We start from the raw sequence: 20,758 nt of genomic DNA, 5'->3' as shown, positions 1-20,758 counted from the left end.
CCGGCTCAGTCCAGCAGCTTGCGGGTCAGCGCCGCGATCTGCCGCGCCGACACCTGCGGCAGGTAGGCCCGCATCAGCGCCCGCCCGATCGCGGGCAGCGCCGCCCCCTCCGGGTAGGCCATGTGCAGCGGCCGGTAGTCGGGCTGGAACTTCGCCTTGAACGCCAGCAGCGACCGGAACCCGTACACCGGCTCCAGCGTGGACGCCAGGTGGTCCAGCAGCCGCTGCAACCGCGTCGGCTCCCCGCCCCGGTCGCGGCGGGCCAGCGGCGCGCCGGACAGGCTCAGCAGCAGCGCCCCCTCGTCCCGGCAGGACTGGGCGGCCGAGGCGATCAGGAACTCCACCACGCCCCGGAACCCGTCGGTGCGCCGCCGCATGAAGTCCAGCGTCCAGCCCACCACCACCCCGTCCCGGTACACCGGAAGCCAGCTCGTCACCCCGTGCACGGTCCGGTCCGCGTCCACCGCCAGCAGCAGCCGCGTCCCCGGCTCCGCCAGCTCGGCGAGCCCGCCCAGGGTGAAGCCCATCTCCGGCATCCCCTTGTCGGCGATCCACTCCTCCGCGATCGCCTTCACCTGGTCGGCCATGCCCAGCGGCAGCTCCGCAAGGGTGTGCCACTCGGCGGTGATGCCCTTCTTGGCCGCCTGGTTGAGCGCGGTGCGCACGTCCTGCCACGCCTTGCCGGTGAACGCCAGCCCCGGCAGGTCCAGCACCGTCTCCTCCGCCACCTGCACGGTGGAGTAGCCCTGGTCGGCGCAGGCGGCCCGGACCGGCTCGGTCACCGTGTACAGGCACGGGATCCAGCCGTTGTCGCGGCAGAACGCGGTGAACCCGGCCACCGCCGCCACGTCCGTGCCCGGCGCGCCGAACGGGCCGCCGGTGGTCAGCGCCACCGACCCGATCACCCGGTAGGCCAGCGCGGTGCCCCCGTCCGGGGTGAACCAGTAGCGGTGGCCCTCCCACAGCACCATGCGCGCCAGGTCCGAGCGCGGGTCGGCGCGCAGCAGCTCCTCCACGCGCTCGCGCTCGTCGGCGAGCGCGGCGGACGGCGCCCTGGTGAACAACCGCAGCAGCACCGCGGCCGTGACCAGCCAGAACGCCGGGCCGGTCCACTCGAACAGCACCGTCGTGGGCACGTCGGAGGGCAGGAACGCGGGCGGGGTCTCCACCAGGTAGCCGGGTGGGACGAACCGGTGCGGCAGCTCGGTGAGCAGGTCGCCGAACCCGGTGGCCCGGTCGAACCCGGAGCGGGCCAGCCACCCGCCCAGCAACCAGACGCCGACCGCGCCCAGCAGCGCGAGCCCGATCGTGGCGGCGGCGCGGTTCGCGTCGGGGTGGCGGACCGGGAAGCGCGAGCGGGCCGAGGCCACCAGCAGGAACACCAGGGTCGGCAGGGCCAGCGGCAGCAGCATCGCCACCAGCGACTGCGCGCCGGGCAGGCCCGCGAAGTAGACCCGCTCCTCCTCCGGCACCTCCACCAGCAGCGTCACCAGCTCCAGGCCGAGCACGGCGAACACCCCGTGCAGCGCCAGCGCCGTCCACCAGGCGGCGCGGCGGCCCCGGCGCAGGCCCTCTGCGGCGACCAGGAGCAGCAGGACGGGGATGAGGGAGAGCACCGCGGGGCCCGCGCCGGACAGCCGCAGGGCGGCCTGCATCTGCTTGCACTGGACGGCGTCGGCGGCGTCGGTGAGAACGCCGTCGGCGGGTGCGGCGCACAGCGCCTGCACGTCGGCGGCGTCGAGCGGGGTGGGGATGAACAGGTCGTGCAGCACCGACAGCGGGCCGATGGGGGTGCGGGCGAGCACGGCCACGACCGGTCCCACGGCGGCGACGGCGACCACCAGGGCGACCAGCGCGCGGGCCTCGGCGGCCGACGGCGGGTGCGGGGCGGGGCGCGGGCGGCGGCGGGCGAGCAGCACGGCGGCCAGGCCGGTGAGGCCGACCGACAGGCGCAGGAAGTCCACGAGCAGGCCCGCGTAGAGGGTCATCATCACCAGGGCGGTGACCAGCAGCAGGCGCAGGCGGCGGCGCCAGCGGGGGCCGAGCTCGGCGGAGCCGGCGAGCGCGGCGCCCAGGACGGCGCCGATGGGCCCGATGGAGGTGGCGCCCGCCAGGTCGTGCGCCCACTCCCCCGGCGCGACCGCGAGCAGCCCCACGCCGACCAGGACGCCGACGACCTGGACGCCGACCAGCAGGGCGGCGGTGCGCGGCGAGCCGAGGCGGCGCTCGACGACGGGCAGCACGGCGAGGGCGACCAGGGTGGACACGGCGTAGGCGACCCAGCCGTGCGCCCAGAGGGCGGAGGTGAGCGGGGTCCACCAGCGGCCCTCGGCGAGCGGGCGGACGCCCGCGGCGACGAGGTCGCGCAGCTGCGGGGAGGGGCCGGCGTGAAGGGAGCCGGTGACGGCGGCGAGCGTCCAGAGGACGGCGACGAGCGAGGCGGTGACGGGTGCGCCCGCCATCGCCCGGAGGGCGCGCGCCGTCCACGCGCGCACCGCGCCGGGCGGTCCGCCGGTGTCCCCCTGCTGCGCCACGGCGGTGTCCGCGTCCCCGGCCATGCCCCGACCTCCCGTCGACCGGGTCCAGTCTGATCAACGGGGGCGGGGCGGGCAGCGCGGGGGCCGGTGAAAGCCCTGTTCGGGGCGGTTGTCCAGGCTGGGTGTTTACCGGTGGTTACCGGGGTGGTGTCCACGGGTGGGTGATTTGGTTTCGTTCGACACTGAAATCATCGTGACTCGTGATTCCAACTTATTCCGCGTGGGTGGTCGTGGAGGTCGCCGCGGGGTCGGGCGCGCGCCAGCGGGCCCACGCTCCTCTGGAGGCGGGCAGCTCGGGCCCGTCGACCCACCGCGCCACGCGCGCGAACATCCAGTCCTTGCACCGGTAGGGCCGCTCCAGCGCGGCCACCACCAGCTCGACCCCCTCCCCTCCCCTCCCCTGGGCACGCCGCGCCGCGCGAGGTCGTGCAGCAGGTGCCCCTTCGTCGTCCAGGCCGACCACTGGCCGGACGCGGGCGCGCCCCACTCGTCGGGACAGCGGTTCTCCCACCGCAGGAACAGCACGGCGAACGGCCACAGCTCGGCGTGGGCGGCGTCGTCGGGCGCCGCGCAGAACGCGTCGACCAGCCCGTGGACGGTCCTCCCCCGCGCTGCGCGGTAGCTGGCCCAGCAACGCCTCGCAACCGCCTCGGCGGCCTCCTGCTCCCCCTCGTTCGCCCGGTAGGAAGACCTCCAGGCGGCGTTGCAGTCGAGCAGCGCGGCCTCGCAGCGCGCTACCAGCTCGCGGTGACGCGCCAGGACGCGTGCGCGGACGTGGTCACGGGGGTCCACCAGGTCGAACACCCACCGGCGGGAGAACGGGCGCATCCGGGCAGGGTGGTCGCGGTCGCCCCCCCCCCGCAAGTTTTTCAGCTTGCACTGAAGTAATCGCGCATCGTGATTCCACACTATTCCGCCCTACGAACGGCATTTGTGCGTACTCCACTTGCCCGCACCGCGCTACGACTGGTGAGCCGCGCCTCCGCGTGGCCCAACCGACGCAGCGGAGCGCGCCATGCCACTGGCAGGCGCTCCGCCCGACGGCGAACTGCTCGCCGGCGGGTGCACCCTGGCCGTCGGCTGCGACGGAACCCTGGAGGAGTGGGGCACCAGCGTGAAGGCGACCGTGCACGACAGCACCTACCGGCGGTTGCTGTGCGACGACGAGCACCTGGTCGACCTGTCGGGTGAGTGCCGGGACGAGGCGCCGCCGTGAGACCGCCACCCGGACCAGCCTCGGGACGGAAATCCGGCTGAGCGTCACGCCGGGCTGTGCTGCAATGGCCGATCATGACCACCCTGGCCTACCCTCCCCCGCTCGACGACGGCGTCGTCCGCGTGCGCCCGTGGCACGACGGGGACCTGCGGTGCGTCGAGCAGGCCTCCCAGGACCCCACGATCCCGCTGGGCACCACCGTGCCCGCGCGCTACACCGAGGAGGAGGGCCGCGCCTACCTCGCCCGCCAGCACGCCCGGCTCACCTCCGGGCAGGGGATCTCGCTGGCGATCGCCTGCCTGGACACCGACGAGGCCGTCGGTCACATCAACCTGATGACGCGCCCGCAGCGGGGCGTCGCGGGCATCGGCTACTGGGTCGTCCCCGCCGCCCGCCGTCAGGGCGTCGCCCCGCGCGCGATCGCGCTGCTGACCGCGTGGGGCCTGGGCGCGGGCGGGTTCGCGCGCGTCGAGGCATGGGTCGATCCCGACAACCACGCCTCGCAACGGGTGCTGGAGCTGTGCGGCTACCTCCTGGAGGGGAGGTTGCGCAGCTTCCTCACCTTCGGCGGTCGTCGCACCGACGTGCTCGTCTACTCCCGCGTCACGGCGGACGCGGGACGATGAAGACGATCACCCGGTTGCTCGGCGCCCCGACCGCGAGCGCGGCGCCCGAGGGCGATGTCACGGCGCAGGCCGTCGTGCGGGTCCGGTCCGGAGCCGCGGGCCCGCGGTGACGTCCGCCTGGACGGCACGTTCCTGGGGTGGGTGGCCGACTACGGCTCCGGCTACCAGGACGCGCAGGTGGATTGCTGGAAGGACGGCGCCTGGGCGACCGGCGACTACCGCGGCAACCGCTGGTTCCGGGCGTACGTGTCGCACACCGGGAACGCCACGCAGTGGGCCTTCGCGCACTCGTCGTACGTGACCGACCAGTCGGCGGTCAGGGGCTGCCGACTGGTCGGGTGAGCGCGGCGGCCGGCCCCACGCGGGTCGGCCGCCCTCAGCCGCCACTCGGCACGAGGGCCGCGATGACCTCCCGGAGCGCCTCGCGCCCCTCGTCCGGCGTGCACTCCCCCGCGATGAGGCTGCGCGAGACCCCGCTCATGGCGCCGAGGATCGCGGGCATGGCGGCGGCGGGGAGGCCGTCCGCGCGGGCGTGCGGGAGCAGGGCCTCCAGGCACGCGTCGCCGAAGCGCCGGTCCGCCTCCTGCCTGACCCGCCGCAGCTCCGGTGAGCCCTCCAGGGCGCTGATGACCCCCGGCAGCTCCTCCCCCTCGGTGACCGCGCAGCCCACGCACGCGTCCGCGATCTGCTCGGCGACCGAGCGCAGGCCGCCCCCGGCCGAGCCCAGGAGCTCGCGGAGCACGGCGAGCTGCCGCTCCTCGAACCGCCGGTAGAGCTCGACGAGCACGGCGGCGCGCGTGCCGAAGTGCTGGTACACCAGCGGTTTCGCCACGCCCGCGCGGTCCGCGACGCGGGCCAGGGTCAGGGCGTCGCAGCCCTCCTCCCGGATGAGCAGCCGGGCCTCGTCCAGGAGCTGGGAGTGACGAGCGTCATGCGACATCCGCCGCCGTGGCCCTTCCGCGTTCGCCATGGGCTCAGGTTAACTTACCTATCGTAAGTTACGAATCGTAAGTTATCGGCGCCCCTCGGAGGACCCCGTGCACACCCTGGTCGTCTTCGCCCACCCCGAGCCCGACTCGCTCACCGGCTCCACCGCCCGCCGTGTCGCCGACCTGGTCGCGGCGACCCCCGGCCACACCGCCGAGGTGGCCGACCTGACCGCCGAGGGCTTCCACCCGACGTTCACCGCCGCCGACCTGAAGACCACGCGCACCGCGGCCGACGCCCCGGCCGACGTCAGGCGCGAGCAGGAGCGCGTCGAGCGCGCCGACCACCTCGTCCTGGTCTTCCCGGTCTACTGGTGGGCGTTCCCCGCGCTGCTCAAGGGCTGGGTCGACCGCGTCTTCACCAACGGCTGGGCCTACGGCAAGGGCGGCACGGCGCTGGTCGGGCGCGGGGTGCACCTGGTGGCGCTGGCGGGCGCCGACGCGGACATGTACGAACGGCACGGCTACGACGAGTCGATGCGCGTGGCGATCGACCACGGGATCTTCGAGTACTCCGGCACCCGCGTGACCTCGTCCCGCTTCCTGCACGAAGCGGACAACCCCGACGCCGCGACGGTCACGGGGGCCGTCGACGCGCTGGTGGCGGACCTGACGTCGGCGGCGCTCGTGTGAGCGGCCCAGGCCGATCACGATCAGCGGCACGGTGGTCGTGATCGGCGTCGTCGACTTCGGCAAGGGCGGCGCGGGCGCGGAGAAGGCCCTCCCGGACAACGTCAACACCCGCAAGCCCGACCTCGGCGCCACCCCCGCCACCGGACGGGCGCGGGCCGGCTCGATCGCGGTGCCTGCGCACCGGAGTTCGCCCTGTCGGGATGACGGACATCCGGGAGGCCGACGAGCGGGTGCGCGAGCGCCACCTCGACACGTGGGAGGACTGCCGACCGCCCGGTTTTATTTCATTCACCACTGAAGCCATCGTGGTATGTGATTCCAACTTATTCCAAGCCACACCCGGCACGCCCCTCCGCACCGAGGACGGCTCCGGGAAAACAGGAAAACGCTTACCCGCTGCCGCTCCCACGAAGGACCCCCTACATACTGGGCACCGTTTTCCCCGTTCCGGGAACCACCTTTCTCCACAGCCCTGGGGGCTTGAGCAGTGTTCACCAAGAAGTTCGCCGCGACCGTCACGGCCGTGGCCCTGATGACCGCGGGCTGCGGCGGCGCGGACGGCTCCACCGCGGCCCAGCCCGCGTCGTCCACGGCCACGAGCGCCACCACCACGACCACCACCGCCGCCACGACGAGCAGCTCCGCCGTCCCCGCCGGCTTCACCGCGTGCGGGGTGCTGCCCAAGGAGCTGGTCGTCACCGCCTACCAGGTGGGCATGAACCAGGCGCCGAGCGTGTACTGCACGGACGAGGCCACCACCGCCAACGAGATGGGCGCCAAGACCTACACCGGCGGCTACTCCCTGCCGGTCACGGTCAAGGGCGTCCTGGTCGTCATCGTCGACTTCGGCAAGGGCGGCGCGGGCGCGGAGAAGGTCCTGCTGGACGCCTTCCCCGTGAAGAACCCCGACCTCAACGCCACCCCGGTCAGCGGCCTGGGCACCGGCGGCTACTCGCACACCGATGGCTCGAAGCTGACCCTGGCCTCGGGCAAGCCCGTCGGCCCGGACATGGCGCTGGTGACCCTGATCTCCACCGCCCCCCAGTCCGCGACGATGCTGCCGCAGCTGGAGACCGTCATGCGCTCGGTGCTGGACAACATCACCGAGCTGCCCGCCTGACCCGCCGGCGATCCGCCCCCGGCACGACCCACGCGCGCGCCGGGGGCACCCCCGCTCAGGTCAGGAACAGCACCGACGTCAACGTCAGCACCCCCACCGCCATCACCCACGTGTACGGCAGCGTCGACGCCATCACCTTCTCCGGCCGCACGCCCGCGTACTGCGCGCTCCACACCGTCTGCGTGCTCGTCGGGTCCGACACGCACAGCACCTGCCCGTACGACGACATCAGCCCCAGCACAGCCGGAACCGGGTACACCCCTCCCCCGGCCAGCACCCCGGCGACGCCCGCGCCGAGGCCGTACACGTTCAGCGGACCCCGGTACAGGCACAGCGGCACCAGCAGGGCGAACACCAGCACGAACAGCACCGGTCCCGACGGGCTGATCGCGGACACCACCGGGTCGAGGGCCGCCACCGCGCCCGGCAGGCGCACCGCCGACAGCAGCATCCCGATCGCGACGAACAGCACCAGCGGCGGCGCGGCCACGTCGAACGCGCGGTACAGCGAGCGCATCGCCGTCTCCCCCAGCCTTCCCGGCCGGGTCGTGGTCAGCAGCGCGAAGACCACGCCCGCCAGCAGCGACGGGACGATCGGCAGCTCGAGGCCGAGCGCCAGCACGATCGGCAGCAGCGGCGCGATCAGCGCGTACCAGGGCGCGTCACCGCGCCGAGCCCGCCTGGCCGTGGCCGCCCGCACCGCCCACGCGTGCCGCGCGCCCCTCCTCCGCACCTCCACCAGCACGTAGGCGACCCCGACCACCAGCGCGATCGGGAACACCCTCAGCTGGAACGCCCGCACCTGCTCCAGCGGCAGGTCCACCGCGTCGGACAGGAACTGCCAGCCGATCAGCTCCACCGGCAGCCCGGTCGCCAGCCCCATCAGGACCGTGCCGCCCGCCACCACCGGCGGCACGCCCACGGCGATCATCGCCGGGATGCCGACCACGCCCGCGAGCATCGCGGCGGGCGCGGAGCCGGTGATCGACCCGCACAGCACCGCCACCGCGTACACCCCGAGCGCCACCACGGCGGGCCGCTCGCCGCCGAACTCGACGATCTTGCGCACGAGCGTGGCCGCGATGCCGGTCTCGGACATCAGCGTGCCCAGCCACGAGCCGAGCAGCACCGCGATCATCGTGGTGGCCAGCAGCGCGGACCCGTTCTGCAGCACGGCGGTGACGCTGTTCTCCTCGCCCGCCAGGGATGCCCCGGACAGCAGGGCGATCACCACGGCGAGCAGCCCGAGCGCGAACGCGGTGGGCAGGACGCGGGTGAGCATGAGCGCGACCCCGACGGCCATCACGGCCAGCACGGCGATCCCCATCGATCAGCCTCCTTGCGCGACGAGGGCGAGGCTGTCCGCGAGTGCCGCGGTCAGCGCGAGCGGGCTGCGGTCCAGGCCGCTGACCCGGTGGGCGTAGCGGTGCGCGACGAGCTCGTCGGCGCCCACGACGTGGCCGAGCACGCGCACCCGGCCGAGCCGGAGGGCGTGGTGCCCCAGGCGGCGCTTGAGCTCGCGGGCGAGCGGGCCGTGCAGCCGGTGGTGGGCGACCTCGTGGGCGACGGCGGCGGCGCGCAGGGCGCCTGGGTCGACGTCCCAGCCCCGCTGCCGCGCTACGTGGCGCACCCGGCGCAGGGCGTCGGCGTGGACGGTGGCGACGCCGGTGCGGCGGTGGTACTCGGCCAGCACCACCTCGCCGTCGCGCACCCCGCCGTCCCGCTCGACCACCCGCACGTCCACCGGGAACGGGCGCGCGGCCAGCTCGTCGCCGAACTCCAGGGCGACGCGCGCCCAGCGCCGCAGCAGCGCGGGGTCGCGGTTCTCGTGGGTGGGGGTGGCGGCCAGCAGCGCGACCGCGAGGTCCTCGTCGCTCACCGCCGGTCCTCCACGATCGCCACGACGGGCTCGTCCGGGCCGCGCGCGGACAGCTCGGCGCCGATCAGCGCGACGAGCTGGTCCCGGTCCAGCACCCCGGACAGGTCGGCGATCTTCGCGCCGACCAGCAGCGACACGGCGGGCGCACGGGAGCCGCCGTCGCCGTGGGAGGTGTGCTCGTCCACGACGGCGGCCAGCTCGCCGGGGGCGCGGGCGACGGTGGTCTCGGCGACGTGCGCGCCCGCCGCGTGCAGCCGCACCACGCCCTCCCGGTCGACCACCCGCACGTGCCGGGTGGTGCGGCCGAGGCCGAGCAGGCCCCTGCGGCGCACGTCCGCGCCCCACACCGCGTGGTGCTCGGTGGCGGTGACGCGGGCGACCCGGTCGGCGGGCACGTCCAGGCTGCGGGCGACGGCCACCCGGACGGCCTCCTCGTCGACGACCTGGGCGCGGTCCTTGGCGCGCAGCTCGGTGGCGCCGGTGGCGACGGCGCGGATCAGGTTGCGCTGCGGGTCGACCACCACGTCCACGTCCACCCCGGCGGGGTCGGCGCCCTGCGCGATCACGGCCCGCTCGGCCTCGGCGCGCACGGCCAGCACGTCGGTGTGGCCGGGATCGGGCACGATCCGCTCGACCGACTCGCGCACCATCGCCAGGGCCGCGCCGAGCGGGCTGATCACCTCGCTGTGCGCCGCGATCCGCCAGTCCGCCGTGGACTGCGCGCCGAGGAACGGGGTGATCGCCGCCGCTCCCCCGCCGCCGCCGACGAGGGTCAGCGCGGAGCGGTCGAGCCGGTAGGTCTCCACGAGCTGGTCCACCACGGCCTCGACCGGCGCGATCGCCTTGCGCAGCACCGCTCTCGCGGCCTCCTCGACGGTCGTGCCGAGGTCGGCGGCCAGCACGGCGACGGCGGCGCGCGCGGTGCCCGCGTCGGCGAGCGCGTAGGCGTCCGCGGGGACGACGCCGAGCGCGTTGGCCGCGCAGGTGACGGTGAGCGCGAACCTCCCGCCGCCGGGCGTCTCCAGGACCACGTAGTCGGCCGGGTCGCCCGCGCGGGGCGCCAGGCGCACCGGCTCGGCCCCGTCCAGCGCGCCGGGTGCGGCGAAGCAGGCGTACGGCAGTCCGGCGATGTGCGCGCTGCGCGGCCCGACGTCCACGACCGCGCCGCCGGACACCCGGACCATGGAGCCGCCGCCGACGCCCACGGTGCGCACGTCCAGCGCGGGCAGGTACGTCTCCCGGCCGCCGAGCCTGGCGTGCCGGACCTGCACCTTGCCCCGGCGCACCACCGAGACGTCGGTGGAGGTGCCGCCGGTCTCCAGGAAGACGCCCTCGCTGAGCCGCTCCCCCATCAGCGCGCCCGCGACGCCCGCCGCGGGCCCGGACAGCGCGGTGAGCAGCGGGCGCTTGCGCATCTCGGCGACGGACATGACGCCGCCGTCGCCGCGCATCACCATCAGCGGCGCGGTGATCCCCGCGGCGGCGACGCTGCGGTCGACCAGGTCGGCGGTCTCGGTCATGCGCGGCATGATCCCGGCGTTGAGGACGGCCGTGCGGGCGCGCTTGGCCAGCCCGTACAGGCCGGTGATCTCGTGCGTCGCGGTCGCCGGGAGGCCCTGCTCGCGGGCCTGGGCGACCACGGCGCGCTCCCCCAGCGGGTCGTCGACGCTGAACGGCTCGACGGCGACGACGACCCGCGCGCCGTCGCGGTGCAGCGCCTCGACCGCCGACTTGACCACGACCGGGTCGGCCGGGTCGGTGACGGCGGCGTAGCGGATCGGCAGCGGGCGGCCGGGCGCCAGTTCCAGCCTGCGCAACGACTTCAGCCGCGCCGTGGCCCAGCCGTCGAACCCGGAGCCGATCCCGGCGATGCCGACCACGGCCACGTCGCCCTCCAGGAGGGCGTTGGTGGCCTGGGTGGTGCCGTGCGCCAGGAACGACACCCGCGCCAGGTCGACCCCGGTGGCCGCGCGCAGCTCCTCCAGGGCGCGCAGGATGCCGTGGGCGACGCCGTCCGGGTGGTCGTGGCTGGTGGGGACCTTCACCTTGCCCAGCAGGGCGAAGGTGGCCGCGTCGACGGCGACCGCGTCGGTGAACGTGCCGCCGACGTCGATGCCGATCCGCACCCCGCCGGTCCGGTCCACGCCGGTCCGACCCGCGTCCGCCCGGTCAGCTTCCGCTCGGACCTCGTTGTCCTCGCTCATCAGTACCCCCTGACGTCGGGCCAGTGGCGCTGGACCCCGGCCCGGTCCAGCACCCGCGCGAACTCGTCGAAGCGCCGCTCCCGCACCGCGCGCGGGCTGATCCCCTCGCGCAGCGCGAACGCGGCCAGGTGGCCCGCGACCTCGCCCGCGTTCCACTCCACCGGGTGCAGCCGGTAGCAGCCGTTGGTGATGTGCGTGGTGCCGATGTTCTTGGCCGCGGGCAGCAGGTTCTCCACCCGCTGCGGCAGCAGCGCGCCCAGCGGGATCTCGAACGGCGTGCTGGCCACGTCCACGTACCCGTCGCCGGAGGTCGACGGGTGCAGGTCGATGCGGTAGCTGCCCACGCCCACCGAGTCGGGGTGCGCCTTGCGCCCGTGCGGTCCCAGGACGGCCAGGGACACGTCGTGCTCGGTGACCGTGGTGACCGCCCTGATCCGCCGCGACTCCCGGACGTAGGCCGACTTCGCGAGCCCGTCGCGGCTGCCCATGACGTCGTGGCGCAGCCTCAGGCCGGGGAAGCCCAGCTCGGTCTGCAACCAGTACAGCACCGACTTGGACAGCTGCTTGGCCTCGTGGTGCGCCACGGCCACGTCCTCGGCGGTGCTGACGCCGTCGATCTCCAGCGCGGGCCGCAGCCAGTAGTCGTTGAGCGGCCAGTTGACCAGCGTGATGTCCGAGTCGAACGCGCCCTCCCGGTGCATCCCGCGCGCCAGGATGCGGCGGAAGCCCCACAGCTCCTTGTCGCCCGCGTCCGCGCTCTGGTCGGCGCTGACCGCCAGCGGGTCGGCCTCCGGGTTGGGGACGAACGTGCGCGGCACCGGTTCCAGGGTGCGCGGGTCGGGCGCGAGCAGCCCCAGCAGCGGGCCGGGCCAGAACTCCGGCCGGTAGGAGCGCCAGAAGTCGTACATCTGCGGCCGGTCGATCGTGTGGTCCTGGCCCGCGTGGTGGGACAGGGCGAAGCAGTAGGTGATGCCCTGCAGGTTCGCCGGGTCGGCGACCTCGGGGGCGTGCGGCTCGTCGTGCTCGTCGCGGGACTCCGCGCCCACCGCGAACTCCACGCCCGCCATCGGCAGCAGGTCCCCGCCCTCGGTGGCGTCGAGCACGAGGTCGAAGCGCACCACCACGTCCCCGTCCGGACCCGCGAGGGTGACCGCGTCGACCCGGTCGCCGCTGGTCTCGGCCGAGGTGGGGCGGTGCTCCAGCAGCACGGTCAGCCGCCCGGCGCTGCGGTGCGGGGCGAGCATCGACTCCAGGACGGCGAGCGCGACGCGCGGCTCGTGGCACAGCTTGGAGACCCGGCCCGCACCGGGGTTGAGCGCGTCCAGCGCCAGGGCCTCGGCGCGCAGCGGGTAGTGGGCGCGGTAGTAGTCGCGGATGCCCCGGCGCAGCCGCCGGTAGGAGGCGGTGGCGCCGAAGCTCTCGATCCACGGGTGCTCGTCGGGCGGCACGCCCTGGGCGGTGAGCTGGCCGCCGATCCAGTCGGTCTCCTCGGTGAGCACGACGCCGCGCCCGGCGGACGCGGCGGCCAGCGCGGCGGCGACGCCGCCCAGCCCGCCGCCGACGACGAGGACTTCGGTGCGGATCTCGGTCATGGGGCCTTCCTGCGGTCGGTGCTCGCGCCCAGGACGGGCGCGCAGGCGAGCAGGCGCCTGGCCTGCGGGGAGTCGGGGGTGGTGGCGCGGGTGACCAGGTCGACGAGCAGGCGCACGGCGGCGCGGCCCATCTCGTGCCGGGGCACCTCGAACCCGGTGACGCTCTCGTCGTCGGGCGGGCGGCCCAGCACGGCCAGGGACAGGTCGTCGGGGACGCGGAGCCCGGCCTCGCGGATGGCGCGGCGCACGGCGAGGTAGGCGGCGCAGGTGTCGGTCTCCTCCACGACGAGCGCGGTGGTGCCGCCCGCGATCCAGGAGCGGACGGTGTCGGCGGTCAGGTCGCCGCCGTCGGTGCGGGTGACCTGCGCGAGGCAGGCGCCGCGTTCGCGGTCGGTGGACGAGGGGGCGTCGTCGTGCTCGCGCACGTACCGGATGTTGGTGTGCCCCAACGACCTCAGGTGCTCGACCACGGTGGCGGAGGCGGTGACGTAGTCCGCGCCGACGTGCGGGATGCCGCCTTCGAGCTCGTCCCGCCGTCCTATGTGGACCAGCGGGAACCCCTCCGCGAGGAGGGGCGCGACGGCGTCGACCGGCACGTGCCTGCCGAAGAACAGGCACCCGTCGGCGATGCGGGTGCGCCGCAGCTCGCGGCTGTCGTGCGCGCGCCCCGCCGCGCCGGTGAACAGCAGCAGGTCCTGCCCGAGGGCGGCGGCCTGCTCCTCCACGCCGGTCAGGATCGGGTGGTAGGAGTCGGCGATGTCGGTGGGGAAGGTCGGGGTGAAGGTGTAGACGCCGAGGATGTTGTTGCGCCGCGAGGCGAGCCGGGTGGCCACCGGGTCCGGCACGTAGCCCAGCTCCTCGGCGGCGGCGAGCACCCGCGAGCGGGTGCTCTCGGCCATGCGCAGGTTGGACCGGTTGCCCCCGAGGACGACCGAGACGGTCGCCTGGGACACCCCGGCGAGCTTCGCGATGTCGGCTTGCCTCGGCCTGGGCGGCATTGCGAGCTCCTTCGCGCCAATGCGGATCAGCAGGAGACTGGACGGTGATCGACGGGAAGTCAACGATTCACCCCGGATTGCCGGTGAATCGGCGAATAGGGGAACTAATACGTATTAGCACCTTGACGGCGTCGGGGTGGTGACGCGAAGACTGTGCGGATCACGTCAGCGACGAAGGAGCGACGGGCATGGGCGAGCTGTCCCGCAGAGGAGTGCTGCGCGCCGCCGTGGTCGGCGGGGTCGGGGTGGTCGGCGGAGCCGGACTGGCGGTGGGAGCGGCGGGGACGGCGGCGGCCGAACCGCCGGGGTTCCCGAACTACCGGTACCAGGGCTTGGCCCTGGACAAGGGGAAGCTCGCCTACAACCCCACCGGTGAGCTGATCTTCCCGAGCGTGCGCGGCACGGTGGGCCGGGTGTCCGGCGCGCTGGGCAGGTTCTACCTGTACTACGCGCCGCACGACGCGCCCGGCGGCGTGTGCCTGGCCTACTCGGATTCCCTGGCGGGCCCGTACACCGAGCACAAAGGAAATCCGATCGTCTCGCGCAAGTGGGGCGAGCACTACGACGTCAGCCACGTCTCGTCACCGCACGTGCTGTGGAACGAGGACGTGCAGGAGATGTGGCTGTACTTCCACGGCGAGAACACCACGACGCGGCTCGCGCGGTCCAAGGACGGGATCAACTTCACCTACGACCGCGTGGTGCTCACGACCGCGATGCTGCCCGCGGGCGCGACGGAGGCGTCGTACGCCAGGGTGTTCCGGCACGACCTGCCGAACGGCGCGCGGTACGTGATGGTGTTCATGATCAACACGACCGCGAACCGGCGCTCGATCGGCTGGGGCTCCTCGAAGGACGGGAAGTCCTGGACGATCTCGCAGACGCCGCTGGTGCGCCCGCAGGACCTCGGCGTGCAGAACCTCGGCGCGCCCGCCGTGGTCGAGCGCAACGGCACCACGTACGTGATCTACCACTGCGACAAGGCGTCCGGCGGCACGATGCGCATCACCGAGGTGGGCAAGGACTTCACCAAGCGCAGGCACATGGGCGTGTTCAACGCGCCGCTGCCGGGCTTCCCGGACAACGGCCGGTGCGCGGCCCCGGCGTTCGGCAGCGACGGCGGCGTGGAGTACATGGTCTACGAGGCGGGCGAGCGGCTGTCGGGCAACATCGCGGTGGCGAGGGGCTTCCCCAACCCGTGAGCGCCGGGGGCTAGGCGCGCGCGGCGTCCAGGACCGCTCGGGCGAGGGCGGTGGCGGCCGTGCCCTCGCGGCGCGGGGCGGGGCGGGCGAGCTTGATCGTCCACTCCGGGGACTCGCGGATCGGCACGCGGGCGACCGGGCCGTCGGCAGGGCCGTCCACCGCGCCCGCCGGGAAGATCGACAGCCCGAGCCCGTGCTCCACCAGGGTGCGGGCGAGGGCGAAGTCGGTCACCTCGGTGCGGATGGCGCGCGTGACGCCCGCCGAGGCGAAGGCGTGGTCGATGACGGCCCGGTTGCCCCAGCCGGTGGGGAAGTCGATGAACGGCTCCCCCGCGAGCTGCCCGATCCCCACCCGCTCCGCCGAGGCGAGCGGGTGGTCGCGCCCGCAGACCAGGACCAGCGGTTCGCGGTGGATCTCGGTCAGCGCGACGCCGGGCAGCCCGTCCGCCGGGGTGGACACCAGGGCGAGGTCGAGCGCGCCGGAGCGCAGGTCGTCCAGCGAGGTCGCGGTGCCCGAGGTGGTCTGGCGCAGGTGGACCTCCACCCTCGGGTGCCGCGCGGCGAACGACCGCAGGAGACCGGCCAGGTCGAGCGGTCCGGTGAAGCTGATCGTGCCGAGCCGGACCGTCCCGACCAGCTCGCCCCTGGCGCCCGCGACGGCCTCGCGCGCGGCGTCGAGCGCGGTCAGCACGTCGCGGGCGCGCGGCAGCAGCGCCTCGCCCTCGGCGGTCAGGCTCACCCGGTGGTAGTGGCGCTCGAACAGCTCGGCCCCCAGCTCCCGCTCCAGCTGGGTGACGGCGGCGGACACGGCGGACTGGACCACGCCCGCGCGGCGCGCGCCCCTGGTGAACGAGCCGGTCTCCGCGACCGCGAGGAAGTAGGCCAGCTGGTGGGGTTGCACGGCGGCCACACTATCGCCATCGGCGATGGTCGGGGACGGATAGTTTCGTTGGACGAGATGCCGTGGTCGGCACACGATGGGCCGCGTGAGCACCGCGCCGCAAGCACCCCTCCTCCCCCGCACCGCCTCGCCGTCGCCGCACGCGGCCCGTGGCTTCTGGGTGGTCGCCTACGTCTTCGCCACCACCCTGGCGTTCTCCGGGGCGCCCGCCCCGCTGTACGTCCTCTACCAGCGCGAGCAGGGCTTCGGCCCGCTCGCCGTCACGGTCGTCTTCGGCGCCTACGCGGTCGGCGTCGCGCTGAGCCTGTACCTGGCCGGGCACCTGTCCGACCGCTTCGGCCGCAGGCGGGTCACCGCGCCCGCCGTGGTGCTGAACGTGCTGGCCGCGCTGGTGTTCCTCGCCTCGCACGAGCTGCTCTGGTTGCTGGTGGCCAGGTTCACCAGCGGCCTGGGCGTCGGGATGCTCACCGCGACCGCCACCGCCCACCTGACCGAGCTGCACCGGAGCGCGCGCCCGCACGCCTCCCCCGCGCTCGCCACCGCCGTCGGCGCGGCGGCCAACCTCGGCGGCATCGGCCTGGGCCCCCTGGTGGCCGGGCTGCTGGCCGAGCGCACCGCCGACCCGCTGTCCAGCACCTACCTGGTGTTCGCGGTCCTGATGGCCTTGGGCCTGCTGGGCCTGGTGACCGTCCCCGAGACCGTCGCGCCCGCCACCGGGCCCTGGTCCTACCGGCCGCAGCGGGTGGCCGTGCCGCCGCACGCCCGCGCGGGGTTCCGGGCGGCGGGCGCGGTCGCCTTCACCGGCTTCGCCCTGTTCGGCTTCTTCACCTCGCTGGCCCCGTCGTTCCTCTCGGGCACCCTCCACGAGGGCTCCCACGCGGTCGCGGGCGCCGTCACCGCCCTGGTGTTCGGCTCGGCCGCCGCCGCGCAGGCGCTCACCGGCTCCTGGGGTTCCGCGCGCCTGTACCGGGCCGGGCTGGGACTGCTGCCCGGTGGGGTGGTGCTGGTGGTCGCGGCGATCCTGACCCCGTCGTTCCCGCTGCTGCTGGCGGGTGGTCTGGTCGTGGGCGCGGGGGCGGGGCTGGCGTTCCGGGGCGCGGTGGCCGCCGTCGTGGGGCTCGCGGAGCCGGGTGGGCGGGGCGAGTCGTTGGCCGGGCTGTTCCTGATCGCCTACCTGGGGCTGGCGGCGCCGGTGGTGCTGCTGGGCGCGCTGGTGCGGTTCGCCCCGCTCGGGCCGTCGATCACCGGGTTCGGCGCGGTCGTGCTGGCGCTGCTCGCGCTGTCCGCCGCGCTGGTCAGGTCGGCGCGCCCGGCCGCCGGGTAAGGCGGGGCTCTCCGGGTGGGCGCGCTTGCGCCGGTTGACCGCTGCCGCGAGCGCCGGTCCGGGACGAGACTGGGTCGTGGGCGAGGAACCTTCGAGGGAGAACCCCATGACCCGTGCTCCTGCCGCCGCCGTCGTGGCGCTGCTGCTCACCGGCGCGCTCGCCGGGACCGCGTCCGCCGCCCCGGCCCACCTGGTCACCTCCTACACCTGCGCCACGTCCACCGGGGAGAGCGTGCCGGTGGGCGTGCACTTCGGCGGGTTCCTGCCCGACGACGTCGGCGCGCTGCCGAACGCGGTGTCCTACGCCCAGTCCGCCTTCGTGGACCTGGACCTGGACATCACGAACCTGGTGGACGGCCGGGTCGACGGCGACAGCACCGCCGAGGTGCGGGTTTCGGTCACCGGTCCGGCGGCCAAGCAGGTGACCGCGCGGTTGGCGTTCGCGCCCGGCCAGGGCTGGTCGTGGCTGCACGCGGCGGGCGGGCTGACCCCGCTGCTGCTGAGCCCGGCGGGCGACTACGAGGTCCGCCTCGGCGACATCGCCCTGTCCCTGCGCCCCAAGGCCGACGACGGCACGCCGCTGCCCCCGCTCGACGCGCTGTGCACCCGCGACCCCGGCGGCGGCGACCTGCTGGGCGTGATCAAGTCCCTGGCGTACGTCGCGGACCGCCCGCTGCGCCCGACCTCGCTGACCGTCACCGCGACCACCCCGACCACCGCCACCCTGACCTGGGAGGCCCGCTCGTGGTGGGAGCCGACGGCGGACTACGACGTGCACCTGGACGGGGCGCGCGTCGCGACCACCACCGACCGCCAGGTCACCCTGACCGGCCTGACCCCGGACAGCCAGCACCGGGTGAAGGTGCTCACCCGCGACGTGCGGGGCAGCACCTCGCTGCTGAGCCAGGGGCTGGTGTTCGCGACCGCGCGGGGGTGATCGCCGGCCGACCCCCCGTCCGGTCGGTCCAGGTTCGTCCGGATGTGAGGGGGTAGCCCGTCGCCGACACCGAGGAGGTCGGCGATGACGAGCAGGACCGGCAGGGCACCAGCGGCGTTGGCGGCACCGAAGGCGCCGGCGGCGCCGGCGCGGGGTGGTCGCGCGTGAGGGCGGTGGTGTGGCACGGGGTCGGGGACATCAGGCTGGACGAGGTCCCCGACCCGAAGATCATCGGGCACGGGGCGGTCGGCGTCGTGGAGGAGGTCGGACCGGCCGTGCACGGGTTCACCCCCGGTGACCGGGTGGTGGTCACCTCCACCATCGGGTGCGGAACCTGCGCGTACTGCCGGGCCGGCTGCTACGCGCAGTGCGACACCGCCAACCCGAACGGGCCGGACGTGGAGACCGTCGACCACACCCGCGAGGACCCGGTGGCGCTGGTGAAGGAGCTGACCGGCGGCATCGGCGTGGACCGGGTGATCGACGCGGTCGGCGTGGACGCCGAGCGCCCCAAGACCGGTCCCGCCGCCGAGCGGGCCGGGGAGCTCGCCGACGCCTTCGAGCGGGAGCGCGCGCAGGCCGCCCCCGACGGCGATCCGAGCGGTCCGCCGTGGGCGCCCGGCGACGCCCCCAGCCAGGCGCTGCGCTGGGCGGTGGAAGCGGTCGCCACGGCGGGCAGCATCGGGATCGTCGGCGTCTCCGGCGCGGTCGACCCCACCGCGCTGATCACCCGGCACGAGGACCCGGTGGACGCCGTCGCGGCCCACGAGAGCTTCGACCGGCGCGACGAGGGCCGGCTCAAGACCGTCCTGGACGTCGCGTGAGCGGCACCGTCGCGGACGCGCTGGTCCGCCGCCTGCGCACGTGGGGCGTGCCGAGGGTGTTCGGCTACGCCGGTGACGGCATCGACCCGGTCCTGGCCGCGCTGCACCGGGCGGGCGGGGACCCGGAGTTCGTGCCCACCCGGCACGAGGAGCTGGCCGCGTTCGCCGCCTGCGGGCACGCCAAGTACACCGGCGAGGTCGGGGTGTGCCTGGCCACGCAGGGTCCGGGCGCGATCCACCTGCTGGCCGGGCTCTACGACGCCAAGCTGGACCGCCGCCCGGTCGTGGCGCTGGTCGGGCAGGTGGTGTCCACCGCGCTGGGCACCGGCTACCTGCAGGAGGTGGACCTGCACTCGCTGCTCAAGGACGTGTGCGGTCGCTACCTGCAGACCGTGTCCACGCCCGAGCAGCTGCCCGTGCTGCTGGACAACGCGATGCGCACCGCGATCGCCGAGCGCGTGCCGACCTGCCTGATCCTGCCGCACGACGTGCAGCGCGCCGACGCCGTCGAGGACCCGCCGCACGCGCACGGCGTGGTGCCCTCCTCGGCGGTGACCGCCCGCCCGCGCGTGCTGCCCCGCGAGGACGACCTGCGCCGGGCCGCCAAGGTGCTGAACGCCGGTCGCCGCGTCGCGCTGCTGGTCGGGCGGGGCGCGGCGGGGGCCGGGCCGGAGATCGGCAAGGTGGTCGAGGTGCTGGGCGCGGGCGTGACCACGTCGCTGCTGGGCAAGCCGGTGCTGCCGGAGGGCGAGCCGTGGCACACCGGCGTCATGGGGCACCTGGGCACGACCGCGTCGGCCGAGCTGATGGCCGGGTGCGACACGCTGCTGGTGGTGGGCAGCAACGACCCGTGGACCGAGTTCTACCCCGCGCCGGGGCAGGCCCGCGCCGTGCAGGTCGACGTGGACGCGCGCGTGGTCGGCAGCAAGCACCCGGTGGAGGCCGCGCTGATCGGCGACGCGCGCGAGTCGCTGCGGGCGCTGCTGCCGCTGCTGCGCCGCAACCCAGACCGCGGCTGGGAGCGTCGGATCTCCGCCGCCACCACCCGCTGGCGGCGGATCGCCGAGGAGCGCGCGGGGGCCCCGGCGGACCCGCTGAACCCGGAGCTGGTGGTGCGCGAGCTGTCCGCGCACCTGCCGCCGGACGTGCGGGTCGCGGTGGACGTCGGCTCCGCCACCTACTGGTACGCCCGCCACCTGGCCCTGCCGCCGGGGGCGCCCGCGCACACCTCCGGCTACCTGGCGTCGATGGGCTGCGCCCTGCCGTACGGCCTGGCGGCGAAGCTGGACGCCCCGGACCGGCCGGTGGTGGCGCTGGTGGGCGACGGGGCGATGCAGATGAACGGCCTGCTGGAGCTGATCACCCTGGCCGACCGGTGGCGGGCGTGGGCGGATCCGAGGTTCGTGGTGCTGGTGCTGCACAACCGGGATCTGAACGAGGTGACCTGGGAGCAGCGCGAGATGGAGGGCGACCCGCGCTTCCCGGACTCGCAGCGGGTGCCCGCGTTCCCGTACGCGGCCCACGCCGAGCTGCTGGGGCTGCGGGGCGTGCGCGTCGACTCGCCGGAGGGGTTGGCCGAGGCGTGGCGCGCGGCGTGGGCCGCCGACCGGCCGGTGGTCGTGGAGGCGGTGGTGGACCCGGCGGTGCCGCTGCTGCCGCCGGAGCTGCCGGAGGAGAAGGTGGCGGCGGTGCTGCGGGGGTTGGACCAGGAGCCGGGCGGGGAGGCGGAGCGCGAGAACGTGCGGCGGCAGTCCTGAGGCGTGTGGTGGGGGCGGCGGC

Annotated in this window: 19 protein-coding genes; 10 read left to right on the top strand and 9 right to left on the bottom strand. The window is 74.9% G+C overall.

The window, feature by feature from the left end:
- Positions 1–5: 5 nt before the first annotated feature.
- Positions 6–2,558, bottom strand: coding sequence for a bifunctional lysylphosphatidylglycerol flippase/synthetase MprF (locus AMIR_RS16940; RefSeq protein WP_015802180.1), 2,553 nt, complete (start codon positions 2,556–2,558; stop codon positions 6–8).
- A gap of 190 nt (positions 2,559–2,748) precedes the next feature.
- Positions 2,749–2,910, bottom strand: coding sequence for a hypothetical protein (locus AMIR_RS40360; protein ID WP_187313523.1), 162 nt, complete (start codon positions 2,908–2,910; stop codon positions 2,749–2,751).
- Positions 2,911–3,552: 642 nt separating this feature from the next.
- Here AMIR_RS40360 and AMIR_RS16935 point away from each other — a divergent pair.
- The 3 genes from AMIR_RS16935 (at position 3,553) to AMIR_RS16925 (ending at position 4,721) form a co-directional block, all read left to right on the top strand.
- Entirely contained in the window at positions 3,553–3,753 is a 201-nt protein-coding gene (locus AMIR_RS16935; protein WP_015802179.1) for a hypothetical protein, read from the top strand.
- 74 nt (positions 3,754–3,827) lie between these two features.
- Positions 3,828–4,379 (top strand): GNAT family N-acetyltransferase, encoded by a 552-nt coding sequence (locus AMIR_RS16930; protein WP_015802178.1) that lies wholly within the window; start codon positions 3,828–3,830, stop codon positions 4,377–4,379.
- Between the two features lie 54 nt (positions 4,380–4,433).
- A complete protein-coding gene (locus tag AMIR_RS16925) occupies positions 4,434–4,721 on the top strand; it encodes a hypothetical protein (RefSeq protein WP_049796866.1) in 288 nt (95 codons plus the stop codon).
- 34 nt (positions 4,722–4,755) lie between these two features.
- Here AMIR_RS16925 and AMIR_RS16920 read toward each other — a convergent pair whose 3' ends face one another.
- The gene (locus tag AMIR_RS16920; protein ID WP_015802177.1) at positions 4,756–5,319 is read right to left on the bottom strand and encodes a TetR/AcrR family transcriptional regulator; all 564 of its coding nucleotides are present in this window, start codon (positions 5,317–5,319) and stop codon (positions 4,756–4,758) included.
- 97 nt (positions 5,320–5,416) lie between these two features.
- Here AMIR_RS16920 and AMIR_RS16915 point away from each other — a divergent pair, with 97 nt between their 5' ends.
- A complete protein-coding gene (locus AMIR_RS16915; RefSeq protein WP_015802176.1) occupies positions 5,417–5,998 on the top strand; it encodes an NAD(P)H-dependent oxidoreductase in 582 nt (193 codons plus the stop codon).
- Between the two features lie 487 nt (positions 5,999–6,485).
- The gene (locus tag AMIR_RS16910) at positions 6,486–7,118 is read left to right on the top strand and encodes a lipase chaperone (RefSeq protein WP_015802175.1); all 633 of its coding nucleotides are present in this window, start codon (positions 6,486–6,488) and stop codon (positions 7,116–7,118) included.
- Positions 7,119–7,173: 55 nt separating this feature from the next.
- On the opposite strand, the gene AMIR_RS16905 is transcribed toward AMIR_RS16910, so the two are convergent.
- From AMIR_RS16905 to AMIR_RS16885, 5 genes are read right to left on the bottom strand one after another with little or no spacing between them, the layout of a single operon-like run.
- On the bottom strand, positions 7,174–8,445 hold the full coding sequence (locus tag AMIR_RS16905) for a transporter (RefSeq protein ID WP_015802174.1): 1,272 nt from the start codon (positions 8,443–8,445) through the stop codon (positions 7,174–7,176).
- Between the two features lie 3 nt (positions 8,446–8,448).
- Complete coding sequence (locus AMIR_RS16900) at positions 8,449–8,997, bottom strand: hypothetical protein (protein ID WP_015802173.1); 549 nt, start codon at positions 8,995–8,997, stop codon at positions 8,449–8,451.
- Entirely contained in the window at positions 8,994–11,201 is a 2,208-nt protein-coding gene (locus AMIR_RS16895) for a hydantoinase/oxoprolinase family protein (RefSeq protein ID WP_015802172.1), read from the bottom strand. Before AMIR_RS16895 ends, AMIR_RS16900 begins: the two co-directional genes overlap by 4 nt.
- Positions 11,201–12,793: an FAD-dependent oxidoreductase gene (locus tag AMIR_RS16890; RefSeq protein WP_015802171.1), complete on the bottom strand. Its 1,593-nt coding sequence runs from the start codon at positions 12,791–12,793 to the stop codon at positions 11,201–11,203. Before AMIR_RS16890 ends, AMIR_RS16895 begins: the two co-directional genes overlap by 1 nt.
- On the bottom strand, positions 12,790–13,791 hold the full coding sequence (locus tag AMIR_RS16885) for a LacI family DNA-binding transcriptional regulator (RefSeq protein WP_015802170.1): 1,002 nt from the start codon (positions 13,789–13,791) through the stop codon (positions 12,790–12,792). Before AMIR_RS16885 ends, AMIR_RS16890 begins: the two co-directional genes overlap by 4 nt.
- A 188-nt stretch (positions 13,792–13,979) precedes the next feature.
- On the opposite strand from AMIR_RS16885, the gene AMIR_RS16880 reads away from it, so the two are divergent.
- A complete protein-coding gene (locus AMIR_RS16880; protein WP_015802169.1) occupies positions 13,980–14,993 on the top strand; it encodes a glycoside hydrolase family protein in 1,014 nt (337 codons plus the stop codon).
- 10 nt (positions 14,994–15,003) lie between these two features.
- Here the strand turns inward: AMIR_RS16880 and AMIR_RS16875 are convergent, their stop codons facing one another.
- Positions 15,004–15,894: a LysR family transcriptional regulator gene (locus AMIR_RS16875; RefSeq protein WP_041837909.1), complete on the bottom strand. Its 891-nt coding sequence runs from the start codon at positions 15,892–15,894 to the stop codon at positions 15,004–15,006.
- A 76-nt stretch (positions 15,895–15,970) separates the two neighbouring features.
- On the opposite strand from AMIR_RS16875, the gene AMIR_RS16870 reads away from it, so the two are divergent.
- The 4 genes from AMIR_RS16870 (at position 15,971) to AMIR_RS16855 (ending at position 20,736) form a co-directional block, all read left to right on the top strand.
- Positions 15,971–17,218 (top strand): MFS transporter, encoded by a 1,248-nt coding sequence (locus tag AMIR_RS16870; RefSeq protein ID WP_015802167.1) that lies wholly within the window; start codon positions 15,971–15,973, stop codon positions 17,216–17,218.
- A 106-nt stretch (positions 17,219–17,324) separates the two neighbouring features.
- Complete coding sequence (locus AMIR_RS16865; RefSeq protein ID WP_015802166.1) at positions 17,325–18,155, top strand: fibronectin type III domain-containing protein; 831 nt, start codon at positions 17,325–17,327, stop codon at positions 18,153–18,155.
- 164 nt (positions 18,156–18,319) lie between these two features.
- Positions 18,320–18,979: an alcohol dehydrogenase catalytic domain-containing protein gene (locus tag AMIR_RS16860; RefSeq protein ID WP_041836811.1), complete on the top strand. Its 660-nt coding sequence runs from the start codon at positions 18,320–18,322 to the stop codon at positions 18,977–18,979.
- Complete coding sequence (locus AMIR_RS16855) at positions 18,976–20,736, top strand: thiamine pyrophosphate-requiring protein (RefSeq protein WP_015802164.1); 1,761 nt, start codon at positions 18,976–18,978, stop codon at positions 20,734–20,736. Before AMIR_RS16860 ends, AMIR_RS16855 begins: the two co-directional genes overlap by 4 nt.
- Positions 20,737–20,758: the final 22 nt, after the last annotated feature.

This window comes from Actinosynnema mirum DSM 43827 (assembly GCF_000023245.1).
GTDB lineage: Bacteria > Actinomycetota > Actinomycetes > Mycobacteriales > Pseudonocardiaceae > Actinosynnema > Actinosynnema mirum.
This window is presented reverse-complemented; position numbering and strand designations above follow the sequence as displayed.